Annotated in this window: 21 protein-coding genes; all 21 read right to left on the reverse strand. The window is 67.4% G+C overall.

Going from position 1 to position 12,012, the window contains the following annotated elements:
• Window position 1: 1 nt before the first annotated feature.
• Window positions 2-184 (reverse strand): 50S ribosomal protein L30, encoded by a 183-nt coding sequence (gene rpmD, locus C1A17_RS06855; protein WP_101652129.1) that lies wholly within the window; start codon window positions 182-184, stop codon window positions 2-4.
• Window positions 184-846: a 30S ribosomal protein S5 gene (gene rpsE / locus C1A17_RS06860; RefSeq protein WP_101652131.1), complete on the reverse strand. Its 663-nt coding sequence runs from the start codon at window positions 844-846 to the stop codon at window positions 184-186. The genes rpmD and rpsE overlap by 1 nt, the downstream gene beginning before the upstream one ends.
• Window positions 843-1,223: a 50S ribosomal protein L18 gene (gene rplR / locus C1A17_RS06865; protein WP_101652133.1), complete on the reverse strand. Its 381-nt coding sequence runs from the start codon at window positions 1,221-1,223 to the stop codon at window positions 843-845. Before rplR ends, rpsE begins: the two co-directional genes overlap by 4 nt.
• A 2-nt stretch (window positions 1,224-1,225) precedes the next feature.
• Window positions 1,226-1,762 (reverse strand): 50S ribosomal protein L6, encoded by a 537-nt coding sequence (rplF, locus tag C1A17_RS06870; RefSeq protein ID WP_101652135.1) that lies wholly within the window; start codon window positions 1,760-1,762, stop codon window positions 1,226-1,228.
• A 17-nt stretch (window positions 1,763-1,779) separates the two neighbouring features.
• Window positions 1,780-2,178 (reverse strand): 30S ribosomal protein S8, encoded by a 399-nt coding sequence (gene rpsH, locus C1A17_RS06875; RefSeq protein ID WP_101652137.1) that lies wholly within the window; start codon window positions 2,176-2,178, stop codon window positions 1,780-1,782.
• A 69-nt stretch (window positions 2,179-2,247) separates the two neighbouring features.
• On the reverse strand, window positions 2,248-2,820 hold the full coding sequence (gene rplE, locus C1A17_RS06880; protein WP_101652139.1) for a 50S ribosomal protein L5: 573 nt from the start codon (window positions 2,818-2,820) through the stop codon (window positions 2,248-2,250).
• Window positions 2,820-3,188, reverse strand: a complete 369-nt coding sequence (gene rplX, locus C1A17_RS06885) for a 50S ribosomal protein L24 (RefSeq protein WP_101652141.1) — start codon at window positions 3,186-3,188, stop codon at window positions 2,820-2,822. The genes rplE and rplX overlap by 1 nt, the downstream gene beginning before the upstream one ends.
• Before the next feature lie 2 nt (window positions 3,189-3,190).
• Complete coding sequence (gene rplN / locus C1A17_RS06890; protein ID WP_101652143.1) at window positions 3,191-3,559, reverse strand: 50S ribosomal protein L14; 369 nt, start codon at window positions 3,557-3,559, stop codon at window positions 3,191-3,193.
• Between the two features lie 146 nt (window positions 3,560-3,705).
• Window positions 3,706-3,996, reverse strand: coding sequence for a 30S ribosomal protein S17 (gene rpsQ, locus C1A17_RS06895; protein ID WP_101652145.1), 291 nt, complete (start codon window positions 3,994-3,996; stop codon window positions 3,706-3,708).
• Window positions 3,996-4,247: a 50S ribosomal protein L29 gene (gene rpmC, locus C1A17_RS06900; protein WP_101652147.1), complete on the reverse strand. Its 252-nt coding sequence runs from the start codon at window positions 4,245-4,247 to the stop codon at window positions 3,996-3,998. The genes rpsQ and rpmC overlap by 1 nt, the downstream gene beginning before the upstream one ends.
• Before the next feature lie 2 nt (window positions 4,248-4,249).
• Window positions 4,250-4,666 (reverse strand): 50S ribosomal protein L16, encoded by a 417-nt coding sequence (rplP, locus tag C1A17_RS06905; protein ID WP_101652149.1) that lies wholly within the window; start codon window positions 4,664-4,666, stop codon window positions 4,250-4,252.
• Window positions 4,667-4,669: 3 nt separating this feature from the next.
• Window positions 4,670-5,488: a 30S ribosomal protein S3 gene (gene rpsC / locus C1A17_RS06910; protein WP_101652151.1), complete on the reverse strand. Its 819-nt coding sequence runs from the start codon at window positions 5,486-5,488 to the stop codon at window positions 4,670-4,672.
• Window positions 5,488-5,874 (reverse strand): 50S ribosomal protein L22, encoded by a 387-nt coding sequence (gene rplV, locus C1A17_RS06915; RefSeq protein WP_101652153.1) that lies wholly within the window; start codon window positions 5,872-5,874, stop codon window positions 5,488-5,490. The genes rpsC and rplV overlap by 1 nt, the downstream gene beginning before the upstream one ends.
• A 44-nt stretch (window positions 5,875-5,918) precedes the next feature.
• Window positions 5,919-6,200: a 30S ribosomal protein S19 gene (rpsS, locus tag C1A17_RS06920; protein ID WP_101652155.1), complete on the reverse strand. Its 282-nt coding sequence runs from the start codon at window positions 6,198-6,200 to the stop codon at window positions 5,919-5,921.
• 15 nt (window positions 6,201-6,215) lie between these two features.
• Entirely contained in the window at window positions 6,216-7,052 is an 837-nt protein-coding gene (gene rplB, locus C1A17_RS06925; protein WP_101652157.1) for a 50S ribosomal protein L2, read from the reverse strand.
• 31 nt (window positions 7,053-7,083) lie between these two features.
• Complete coding sequence (gene rplW / locus C1A17_RS06930; RefSeq protein WP_101652159.1) at window positions 7,084-7,383, reverse strand: 50S ribosomal protein L23; 300 nt, start codon at window positions 7,381-7,383, stop codon at window positions 7,084-7,086.
• Window positions 7,380-8,066: a 50S ribosomal protein L4 gene (gene rplD, locus C1A17_RS06935; protein WP_101652161.1), complete on the reverse strand. Its 687-nt coding sequence runs from the start codon at window positions 8,064-8,066 to the stop codon at window positions 7,380-7,382. The genes rplW and rplD overlap by 4 nt, the downstream gene beginning before the upstream one ends.
• Before the next feature lie 5 nt (window positions 8,067-8,071).
• The gene (rplC, locus tag C1A17_RS06940) at window positions 8,072-8,737 is read right to left on the reverse strand and encodes a 50S ribosomal protein L3 (protein ID WP_245873546.1); all 666 of its coding nucleotides are present in this window, start codon (window positions 8,735-8,737) and stop codon (window positions 8,072-8,074) included.
• An 18-nt stretch (window positions 8,738-8,755) separates the two neighbouring features.
• Window positions 8,756-9,064, reverse strand: coding sequence for a 30S ribosomal protein S10 (gene rpsJ / locus C1A17_RS06945; protein WP_009379191.1), 309 nt, complete (start codon window positions 9,062-9,064; stop codon window positions 8,756-8,758).
• A gap of 740 nt (window positions 9,065-9,804) precedes the next feature.
• On the reverse strand, window positions 9,805-11,109 hold the full coding sequence (locus tag C1A17_RS06950) for an ABC transporter ATP-binding protein (RefSeq protein WP_101652165.1): 1,305 nt from the start codon (window positions 11,107-11,109) through the stop codon (window positions 9,805-9,807).
• A gap of 48 nt (window positions 11,110-11,157) precedes the next feature.
• Entirely contained in the window at window positions 11,158-12,009 is an 852-nt protein-coding gene (locus tag C1A17_RS06955; protein WP_101652167.1) for a carbohydrate ABC transporter permease, read from the reverse strand.
• Window positions 12,010-12,012 lie beyond the last annotated feature (3 nt).

Here is a 12,012-nt window from a genome sequence, read left to right on the forward strand (position 1 = left end):
CTCAATCCACCTCTTCGCACTTCACCAGGTGGCGCACGGTGTTCACCATGCCGCGGAACTCCGGCCGGTCCTCTTTCACGACGACGTCGTTGATCTTCTTGAGACCGAGGCTCCGGAGGGTTTCGCGCTGGTTCTGCTTGCCACCGATTTCGGACTTGATCTGCGTGATCTTCAGCTGTGCCATCAGGCCTTCGCCCCGCTCTCTGCCGCGCGCAGCATGGCGTACGGCGCCACTTCGTCGACCGGGAGTCCACGGCGGGCGGCGACTTCCTCCGGCCGCTCGAGACCCTTGAGCGCCGCGATCGTGGCGTGCACGATGTTGATGGCGTTCGAGGAGCCCAGCGACTTCGAGAGGATGTCGTGGATGCCCGCGCAGTCGAGGACGGCCCGCACGGGACCGCCGGCGATCACGCCGGTGCCCGGTGCGGCCGGGCGGAGCAGGACGACGCCTGCCGCGGCCTCACCCTGGACGGGGTGCGGGATGGTCTGCTGGATGCGGGGGACGCGGAAGAAGCTCTTCTTCGCCTCCTCGACACCCTTGGCGATGGCCGCGGGAACTTCCTTGGCCTTGCCGTAGCCCATGCCCACCATGCCGTTGCCGTCACCGACGACCACGAGCGCGGTGAAGGAGAACCGACGTCCGCCCTTGACCACCTTCGACACGCGGTTGATGGTGACGACGTGCTCGATGAACTGGTTCTTGTCGTCCCGGTCCTGCCGGTTGCCGCGACGGTTGTCGCGACCGCCGCCCTCGCCGCGTCCCCGGCCGCGTCCGCGGTTGCGGTCGTCGGTCTGCGGGGTCTCGGTCTGGGCCACCTGCTGGTCCTTGTTCTCTTCAGTGCTCACAGGGACAGTCCTCCTTCGCGTGCACCTTCTGCGATCGCGGCGACGCGGCCGTGGTAGGTGTTGCCGCCGCGGTCGAACACCACGGTCTCAACGCCTGCTGCCTTGGCGCGCTCTGCGACGAGCTCGCCGACCCGGCGCGCCTTCGCGGTCTTGTCGTCGCCGGCACCCCGGAGATCCGCTTCCATGGTGGAGGCCGATGCGAGGGTCTTGCCGACGGTGTCGTCGATGACCTGCACGAACACGTGGCGGCTCGACCGGTTGACCACGAGACGCGGCCGCTCGGCGGTGCCGTTGATGTGCTTGCGCAGACGGTTGTGGCGACGGGCACGCGCAGCGGCCTTGCCCTTGCCGTAGCTCTGCTTCTTTCCGAAGGCCATGGTCACTTACCAGCCTTTCCGACCTTGCGGCGAACGTTCTCGCCGGCGTAGCGAACACCCTTGCCCTTGTACGGCTCGGGCTTGCGCAGCTTGCGGATGTTGGCCGCGACCTCACCGACCTGCTGCTTGTCGATGCCGGAGACCGTCAGCTTGTTCTGCCCCTCGACCGAGAAGGTGATCCCGGCCGGCGGCTCGACGGTGATCGAGTGGCTGTAGCCGAGCGCGAACTCGAGGTTCGAGCCCTTGGCCTGCACACGGTAGCCGGTGCCGACGATCTCGAGCGACTTCGAGTAGCCCTCGGTCACACCGACGATCTGGTTGTTGATCAGGGTGCGGGTGAGTCCGTGGAGCGAGCGCGACTCGCGCTCGTCGTTCGGACGGGTGACGGTCACGGTGCCGTCCTCGAGCGCGACCTCGATCGGCTCGGCGACGGTGAGGCCGAGCTCGCCCTTGGGTCCCTTGACGGAGACCCGGCGGCCGTCGACCTTGACCTCGACACCGGACGGAACGGAGATCGGCTGCTTGCCAATGCGTGACATTCTGCTCTCCCCCTTCCTTACCAGACGTAGGCGAGGACTTCCCCACCCACGCCCTTCTTCGACGCTTGCTTGTCGGTCAGCAGACCCGAGGAGGTCGACAAGATCGCGATTCCGAGACCGCCGAGGACCTTGGGCAGGTTGGTGCTCTTCGCGTAGACCCGCAGACCGGGCTTCGACACGCGGCGGATGCCGGCGATCGAGCGCTCGCGGTTGGGGCCGAACTTGAGGTCGAGCTCGAGCTTCTTGCCGACCTCGGCGTCAGCGACGCGCCAGTCGGAGATGAAGCCCTCGGTCTTGAGGATCTCGGCGATGTTCGACTTCAGCTTGCTGTAGGGCATGCTGACATCCTCGTGGTACGCCGAGTTGGCGTTGCGCAGACGCGTGAGCATGTCTGCGACAGGATCAGTCATTGTCATTGGGCTGGTGCCCTTCCTCGTTGGGGTTTCGTCTGCGGCCGGAGCCGCTCGGACCTACAACGTAGAGATTCAGTTGGTCTTGAACGGGAAGCCCAGGTGGCGCAGCAGCGCCCGGCCTTCGTCGTCGGTCTTGGCGGTGGTCACCACGGTGATGTCCATGCCGCGGACCCGGTCGATCGAGTCCTGGTCGATCTCGTGGAACATCGACTGCTCGGTCAGGCCGAAGGTGTAGTTGCCGTTCCCGTCGAACTGGCGGTCCGACAGTCCGCGGAAGTCGCGGATGCGGGGCAGCGCCAGGGACACGACGCGGTCGAGGAACTCCCACATCCGGGCTCCGCGCATGGTGACGTGGGCACCGATCGGCTGTCCCTCGCGCAGCTTGAACTGCGCGATCGACTTCCGGGCCTTCGTCACCACGGGCTTCTGACCGGTGATAAGGGTGAGGTCGCGGATCGCGCCCTCGATGAGCTTGGAGTCGCGCGCGGCGTCTCCCACACCCATGTTCACAACGACCTTGACGAGGCCGGGAACCTGCATCGGGTTGCCGTAGCCGAACTCCTCCTGGAGCTTCGGCACGATGTCTTCGCGGTAGACCTGCTTAAGGCGGGGTGCCGGGCGGGTCTGCACGGTGCTCTCGGTCATCAGATGTCCTCCCCGGTCCGGCGCGAGACGCGGACCCGCACGGTACGGGTGCGACCGTCGCGTTCGACTTCCTCGGTGCGGTAGCCCACGCGGGTCGGCTTGTTGTCCTTGGGATCGACGAGCATGACCTTGGCCACGTGGATCGGCGCCTCGTGGATCTCGATGCCGCCGGCGGTGGCGCCCGAGGCGGTCTGCCCGGCCTTGCGGTGCTTGGTCACGCGGTTGACGCCCTCGACGAGGACGCGGTTGGTCTCGGGGAACACCTCGAGGACCTTGCCCTGCTTGCCGCGGTCGCCGCCGCGCGAGGCCCGCGCACCGGCGATGACCTGCACGAGGTCACCCTTCTTGATCTTGAGCTTGGCTGCCATGCTCACAACACCTCCGGCGCGAGCGAGATGATCTTCATGAACTTCTTGTCGCGCAGCTCGCGTCCGACCGGCCCGAAGATACGGGTGCCGCGAGGCTCGCCGTCGGTCTTGAGGATGACCGCTGCGTTCTCGTCGAATCGGATGTACGAGCCGTCGGCGCGACGGCGTTCCTTGACGGTGCGGACGACGACGGCCTTGACCACGTCGCCCTTCTTGACGTTGCCGCCGGGAATGGCGTCCTTGACGGTGGCGACGATCGTGTCGCCGATGCCGGCATAGCGCCGGCCGGAGCCGCCGAGGATGCGGATCGCGAGGATCTCCTTCGCGCCCGTGTTGTCGGCGACCTTGAGTCGCGACTCCTGCTGGATCACTGGTTATCTCCTGTCGTCTCGTCGGTTCTCACCGCGCGGGCGAGCCTGACGGAACGGATGGTTGACGTGTGTGCCCTGCCCCGGGGTCCCGGTGGCCGCCTCGGAAGGGGCGGGACCGGGAGGGACCCGGGGCGTCGGCGGGCGTCTTACTTGGCGCGCTCGACGATCTCGACGAGGCGCCAGCGCTTGCTCGCCGACAGCGGGCGGGTCTCGGACACCACGACGAGGTCGCCGATGCCGGCGGTGTTCTCCTCGTCATGGGCCTTGATCTTGTTGGTCTTGCGCATGATCTTGCCGTAGAGGCGGTGCTTCTTGCGGTCCTCGATCTCCACCACGATGGTCTTGTCCATCTTGTCGGAGACGACGTAGCCGCGGGCGGTCTTGCGCGAGTTCCGCTCGGTCGCCTGCTCTGCGGCAGCCTGGGTCTGCTCGGCCATCACTTATCCTCTTCCTTGGCATCGGCCGGGTTCGACCGGATCGACAGCTCGCGCTCACGGAGCACGGTGTAGATCCGGGCGATGTCGCGGCGCACGGCCTTGAGACGGCCGTGGCTCTCCAGCTGGCCGGTGGCCGACTGGAACCGGAGGTTGAACAGCTCGGCCTTGGCCTTCTTCAGCTCCTCGACAAGACGGTCGTTGTCGAAGCCGTCGAGGGCGTCCATGGACAGGTCCTTGGAACCGATCGCCATTGTCATTCACCACCTTCGCGCCGCACGATGCGGGCCTTGAGAGGAAGCTTGTGGATCGCCAGGCGCAAGGCCTCACGAGCGACTTCCTCGGGGACGCCGGCGAGCTCGAACAGAACTCGACCGGGCTTGACGTTTGCCACCCACCACTCGGGTGAGCCCTTGCCGGAGCCCATGCGGGTCTCAGCGGGCTTCTTGGTCAGCGGGCGGTCGGGGTAGATGTTGATCCACACCTTGCCGCCGCGCTTGATGTGACGGGTCATGGCGATACGAGCGGCCTCGATCTGCCGGTTGGTCACATAGGCGGGCTCGAGCGCCTGGACGCCCCAGTCGCCGAACGTGACCTCGTTGCCGCCCTTGGACATGCCACCGCGCTTGGGGTGGTGCTGCTTCCGGTGCTTGACTCGACGAGGGATCAGCATGTGTCAGCCCTCCGATCCGGCCGCGGCGGGAGCCGCCTCGGCGTTGTTGTCAGTCTTCCTCTGGCCGGCCTCGGGACGACGGTCGGAGCCCCGACCGCGTCCGCCGCGACCGCGACCGCGCGCTGCACCGCCGCGGGGTCCGCGGGCGTTGGGCTGCGCGGCCTCCTGGGCTGCGAGCTCCTTGTCCGTGAGGTCGCCCTTGTAGATCCAGACCTTCACGCCGATCCGGCCGAAGGTCGTGTGCGCCTCGTAGAAGCCGTAGTCGATGTTCGCGCGGAGGGTGTGCAGCGGCACGCGTCCCTCGCGGTAGAACTCCGAACGGCTCATCTCGGCGCCGCCGAGCCGACCCGCGCACTGGACGCGGACGCCCTTGGCGCCGGCGCGCTGCGCGGACTGGATGGCCTTGCGCATCGCGCGGCGGAACGCCACGCGGCTCGCGAGCTGCTCGGCGACTCCCTGGGCGACCAGCTGGGCATCGGTCTCGGGGTTCTTGACCTCGAGGATGTTGAGCTGGATCTGCTTGCCGGTGAGCTTCTCGAGCTGCCCGCGGATGCGGTCGGCCTCGGCGCCGCGGCGGCCGATGACGATGCCGGGACGCGCGGTGCGGATGTCGACGCGCACGCGGTCACGGGTGCGCTCGATGTTGACCTTCGAGATGCCGGCCCGCTCGAGGCCGGTGCTCAGCAGGCGCCGGATCTTGACGTCCTCGCCCACGTAGTCGCGGTAGCGCTGCCCGGCCTTCGTCGAGTCTGCGTACCACTTCGACTTGTGGTCGGTGGTGATTCCGAGTCGGAATCCGTTGGGATTGATCTTCTGTCCCATCAGCGGTTCCCCTTCCGTGAAGCGCTCGCCGGGACGTCGTCGCCGGACGCCAGGACCACGGTGATGTGGCTGGTGCGCTTGTTGATGCGGTAGGCACGTCCCTGGGCACGAGGCCGGAACCGCTTCATGGTCGGTCCCTCGTCCACGAATGCTTCCGAGATGACCAGTTCGTTCTCGTCGAACGCCTCACCGAGCTTGTCGGCCTGGATACGCGCATTCGCGATGCCCGAGGCGACGAGCTTGTAGATCGGGTCGGAGGCCGACTGTTCTGCAAATTTCAGCACCGCCAGAGCTTCGGTTGCCTGCTGACCACGAATGAGGTCAACGACGCGCCGAGCCTTCTGGGGCGTGACGCGCAGGTAACGCGCCTTCGCCTTGGCTTCCATCGCTTCCTTCTTTCCTTGTCGAAGATCGCTCAGAGCTGCCCGCCTCAGCGGCGGCGGCCCTTGCGATCGTCCTTGTCGTGGCCGCGGAAAGTCCGCGTCTGGGCGAATTCGCCGAGCTTGTGCCCGACCATGGCTTCGGTGATGAACACCGGCACATGCTTGCGTCCGTCGTGCACGGCGATCGTGTGTCCCAGGAAGTCCGGGATGATCATCGAGCGTCGGGACCAGGTCTTGATGACGTTCTTGGTGCCCTTTTCGTTCTGAGCAGCGACCTTCTGGTACAGGTGCTCGTCAACGAAGGGGCCCTTCTTGAGGCTACGAGGCATTCTTCAGGCTCCCTATCAACGCTTCTTGCCGGTACGGCGGCGACGCACGATGAGCTTGTCGCTTTCCTTCTTGGGGCGGCGGGTGCGGCCTTCCTTCTGACCCCACGGGCTGACCGGGTGGCGGCCACCCGAGGTCTTGCCCTCGCCACCGCCGTGCGGGTGGTCGACGGGGTTCATCACGACGCCGCGGACGGTCGGGCGCTTGCCCTTCCAACGCATGCGTCCGGCCTTGCCCCAGTTGATGTTCGACTGCTCGGCATTGCCGACCTCGCCGACGGTGGCGCGGCAGCGCACGTCGACGTTGCGGATCTCGCCGGACGGCAGGCGCAGCTGCGCGTACGGCCCGTACTTCGCCACGAGCTGCACCGAGGAGCCGGCGGAACGAGCGATCTTGGCTCCGCCGCCCGGACGCAGCTCGACTGCGTGGATGACGGTGCCGACCGGGATGTTCCGCAGGGCCAGGCTGTTGCCCGGCTTGATGTCGGCCGTGGGGCCGGCCTCGATGCGGTCGTTCTGCTTGAGGCGGTTCGGCGCGAGGATGTAGCGCTTCTCGCCGTCCGCGTAGTGCAGCAGCGCGATGCGTGCGGTGCGATTCGGGTCGTATTCGATGTGTGCGACGCGTGCGGGCACGCCGTCCTTGTCATGGCGACGGAAGTCGATGACACGGTACTGGCGCTTGTGTCCACCGCCGTGGTGGCGGGTGGTCACGCGTCCCTGGCTGTTGCGGCCGCCGCTCTTGGACAGCGGGCGCAGAAGCGACTTCTCCGGCGTCGACCGGGTCACTTCGACAAAGTCGGCGACCGAGGAGCCGCGTCGGCCCGGGGTCGTCGGCTTGTGCTTACGGATTCCCATGAGTCTTGATCCTTCTGACGAGGGGTATCGCTTAGAGCGATCCGCCGAAAATGTCGATCGAACCTTCCTTGAGGGCGACGATGGCACGCTTGGTGTCATTGCGCTTGCCCCAACCGGACCGGGTGCGACGGCGCTTGCCCTGACGGTTCAGGGTGTTCACCGATGCGACCTTCACGCCGAAGATGGATTCGATTGCGTACTTGATCTCGGTCTTGTTCGACCGGGGATCGACGAGGAAGGTGTACTTGCCCTCGTCCATGAGGTTGTAGGTCTTCTCCGAGACGACCGGGGCGATGATGATGTCGCGCGGGTCCTTGAACGTCACGCTCATTCTGCGTCCTCCTCGCGGGTGGAGCGTCCGCCTGCAGCGACGCGGCCGCGAGCGGCTCCGTCGAGGAAGGTCGCGAGCGCGCCCTCGGTGAACACGATGTCGTCGGCCATCAGCACGTCATACGTGTTGAGCTGGTCGGCGGGCAGCACGTGCACCTTCGGCAGGTTGCGGACGCTGAGATAGGTGAGCTCATCGGCGCGCTCGACGACGACGAGCTTGTTCGCCCGGTCGCTGAGGTTGGTGAGAGCCGTACGGGCCTGCTTGGTCGACGGCACGTCGCCGTCGATCAGGCCGCTGACCACGAACACCCGGTCGAGGCGGGCGCGGTCGGACAGGGCACCGCGCAGAGCGGCGGCCTTCATCTTCTTCGGGGTCCGCTGCGAGTAGTCGCGCGGCACCGGGCCGTGGACGATTCCGCCGCCAGCGTACTGCGGAGCGCGGATCGAGCCCTGACGTGCGTTGCCGGTGCCCTTCTGGCGGTACGGCTTGCGACCGCCGCCGCGGACCTCGGAACGGGTCTTGGCCTTGTGGGTGCCCTGGCGCGCAGCGGCGAGCTGGGCGACGACGACCTGGTGGATGAGCGGCACGTTGGTTGCCACGCCGAACACGTCGGCGGGGAGCTCAGCGGTGCCGGACTTCTTGCCGGTGGCGTCGAGGACGTCGATGGTGGTGTTCTCGGTCATCGCTCTCAGGCCTCCTTCGCGGCAGTGCGGACGAAGACGACTGCGCCCTTGGGGCCGGGGACGGCACCCTTGATGAGCAGCAGGTTGTTCTCGGCGTCGACAGCGTGGACGGTGAGGTTCTGGGTGGTGTGCTTGACGGCACCCATCCGGCCGGCCATCCGCAGTCCCTTGAAGACGCGACCGGGGGTCGATGCCCCACCGATCGAGCCGGGCTTGCGGTGGTTGCGGTGGGCACCGTGCGAGGCGCCCACGCCGGCGAAGCCGTGGCGCTTCATGACGCCGGCGGTTCCCTTGCCCTTGCTCTTGGCGGTCACGTCGATCTTGGTGCCGGCCTCGAAGACGTCGGCGCCGAGCTCCTGACCGAGCGTGTACTCGCCGGCGTCGGCGGTGCGCAGCTCGATGAGGTGGCGGCGGGGGGCGACCCCGGCCTTCTCGAAGTGTCCGGCGGTGGGCTTGTCCACCTTGCGCGGGTCGATCTCGCCGAAGGCGATCTGCACGGCGGTGTAGCCGTCGACGTCCTCGTTGCGGATCTGGGTGACGACATTGGAACCGGCGGCGATCACCGTGACCGGAACCAGGTTGCTCTGCTCGTCCCACACCTGGGTCATGCCGAGCTTGGTGCCCAGCAGACCCTTGACGGTCCGGGTGGTGGGGAGAGCGCTGGAACGCATGTTGGCCATTACTCCCCCTTAGAGCTTGATCTCGATGTTGACGTCGTCGGCGAGGTCGAGTCGCATGAGCGAGTCGACGGCCTTCGGCGTCGGGTCGACGATGTCGATGAGCCGCTTGTGGGTGCGCATCTCGAAGTGCTCGCGGCTGTCCTTGTACTTGTGCGGCGAACGGATGACGCAGTACACGTTCTTCTCCGTCGGCAACGGCACGGGGCCCACAACCGTAGCGCCAGCGCGGGTGACAGTGTCCACGATCTTGCGTGCTGCACTGTCAATGACCGCGTGGTCGTACGACTTGAGCCGGATGCGGATCTTCTGTCCCGCCATGGCGTCGTAACTCTCTCTCTTGGTCTTCCCGGACATCAACCGCCGTCCTGTGCGGATCGCGCGGTCTGCTCCGGCTTGGTGTGACCGACCCCCGAGGTCGGGCGTGTCGCCACTCCCTTGCGGGCGAAGCTCCACTTCATCAATCGGCTGCCCGGTGCTGACGAACCCGCCTGCGGCAGATTCTCCCGGTAGATCTCGGACTGTTCGCGGCGCGGAGGCCGCTGTGCAGGGGTCATGAGCCCGAAATACAACTTGTTCATCTTGTCACAGGGCACAAGTCACCGCAAATCCGGGGCGGCCGGCCCCGGTGTGACGTTCGACTCCTGCTTCCGGGCGCCGGCGACGGTGATTCGTGACCGGCCGGGGCGATTCCTCACTTCCGTGCTTACTCACCCCGGCGACGGTGAGTCCTCGCTCCCGCGGCTGCTCACCCGCCGCGAACCGGGCCCGCACTCCTCCGGCCGCTCATCCTGCCGAGCGGATCCGCGCGCTCCCGGCTGCGCACCTCCGGCGAACTGCGCGGTATCCCACGATCCACGCATCATTGCGCGCAGCTCGCGGGATACCGCGCAGTCCACGGCGGGCCCCTCCCCTGGGGTGCGGTCCGCGGCCGAGGCGGGAGCCGGACCCGCCGGGGCCGGTTCCGGCCGGCGGGCCGATCGAGATCTCGGCCGTCGCGCCGATCGTCGGAGCAGTCGTCGGGCCGACCCACTCCTCGTCAGGCCCGGCAGGCTCGCCGGTCAGGCCCGGTCGTCGGCCCGGTCGTCTGTCCGGCGGGCGTCGAGGTCGGCGGAGTCGTGATCGGCGCGGGCGCGCTCGAGCGCGCGCTTGCGCGTCTCCTCGGACTTCCGCGTGATCTCCGCGGCGCGCTCCTCGTCGCGGGTGAGGTTCGCCCCGGTGGAGGGATCGAACACCATGACGTCGGCGGGGTCGAAGAACAGCTTCACGGTGTCGCCCTCGCGCACCCGCGACTGCGGGTCGAGCGCGGCGACAACCTGGGTCCGCATGCCCTCGCCGTCGAGATCGCGGTCGAGCTCGTCAAGCGATTCCTGCACCTCGGACGAGGCCTCGAACGGGAGGTACGCGTAGATCTCGTTGCCGAGCCATTCGGTGACGTCGACCTCGGCGGCGATGACCGCCCCGCGCTCGAGGTCCGCGTCCTCGAGGAGCTCGGCGTCCTGGAACGCCTCGGGACGGAGGCCCGCGATGAGCAGCTCGGGCGCGTCGGCGAGCCCGCGGGCCCGCTCCTCCGGCAGCCGGAAGGTGCCGAACGGGGACTCGAGCTCGCCGTCGCCGCGGTGCGTCACGGGCAGGAAGTTCATCGACGGCGAGCCGATGAATCCCGCGACGAAGATGTTGACCGGCTCTCGGTAGAGCTCCTGCGGGCTCGCGTACTGCTGCAGTGCGCCGCGCTTGAGCACGGCGACCTTGTCGCCGAGCGTCATCGCCTCGGTCTGGTCGTGGGTGACGTAGACGGTGGTGATGCCGAGCGTGCGCTGCATCCGCGCGATCTCGGTGCGCATCTGGCCGCGGAGCTTCGCGTCGAGGTTCGACAGCGGCTCGTCGAAGAGGAACGCCTTGGCGTCGCGCACGATCGCGCGGCCCATCGCCACCCGCTGCCGCTGGCCGCCGGACAGGTTGGCCGGCTTGCGGTCGAGGTGCTCGCCGAGCTCGAGCATCGACGCCGCCCGGTCGACCCGGGAGCGGACCTCGCCTTCGGGGTAGGACTCCTTGTCGAGGCGGAGCGGGAACGCGATGTTCTCGTACACCGTGAGGTGGGGGTAGAGGGCGTAGTTCTGGAACACCATCGAGAGATCCCGATCGCGCGGGGCCTTGTCGTTGACCCGCTCGCCGTCGATGAGGAGGTCGCCGTCGGTGATGTCCTCGAGCCCGACGATCATCCGCAGCACGGTCGACTTGCCCGAGCCCGAGGGCCCGACGAGGATGACGAACTCGCCCTCGTCGATGTGGAGGCTGACGTCGTTGACGGCGGGGAATCCGTCGCCGTAGCGCTTGACGAGGTTCTTGAGTTCGATTTCAGCCATGGTGTGCTCCTGGTCGGGGGCGGACGGAGTTCGAGGTGTCGGGCGCGCTCATCCCTTGACCGCGCCCGAGGTCAGGCCGGACACGATCTGGCGCTGGAAGAGGAGGACGATGACGATCACCGGGATGGTGACGATGATCGACGCCGCGGCGATCGACCCGGCGGGCTCCTCGAACTGCGAGGCGCCGGTGAAGAACGACAGCGCGGCGGGCACCGGACGCGCGGCCGAGGTCGAGGTCAGCGAGATGCCGTAGAGGAAGTCGTTCCACGCGATGAAGAAGGCGATGATCGCGGTGGTGAAGACCCCCGGCGCGGCGAGCGGCACGATGACCTTGCGGAACGCCTGGAAGGCGGTTGCGCCGTCGACCTGCGCCGCCTGCTCGAGCTCCCACGGGATCTCCTGGAAGAAGGACGTGAGCGTCCAGATCGAGATCGGCAGGGTGAGCGAGAGGTAAGGGATGATGAGCCCGAGCCAGGTGTCGTAGAGACCGATGACCGACCACAGGTTGAACAGCGGGGTGACGATCGAGATCACCGGGAACACGGTGATCGCGAGCGACATGTAGAGCACGATGTTCTTCCCCGGGAAGTCGAGGCGGGCGATCGCGTAGGCCGCGAGCGTGGAGAGCACGACGGCGACGAGGGTCGCGATGAGGCAGATCCCGATCGAGTTCCGCAGCGCCGGCAGGAACAGGTCCTGGGCGCCGCCGGCGAGGATGAGCTCGTAGTTCTCCCACGAGATCTCCGTCGGCCAGAACTGCCGGTTCGCGACGTCGGACGGGCTCTTGAGCGACAGGGACAGGATCCACACGACGGGGAACAGGGCCCACAGCGCGATGAGCACGAAGGCGACGATCCACAGGCCGGTGGTCAGCGGTGAGGTGGTGCGCTTGGCGGCCATCGA

Origin of the sequence: Brevibacterium ihuae (assembly GCF_900184225.1) — a bacterium.
GTDB lineage: Bacteria > Actinomycetota > Actinomycetes > Actinomycetales > Brevibacteriaceae > Brevibacterium > Brevibacterium ihuae.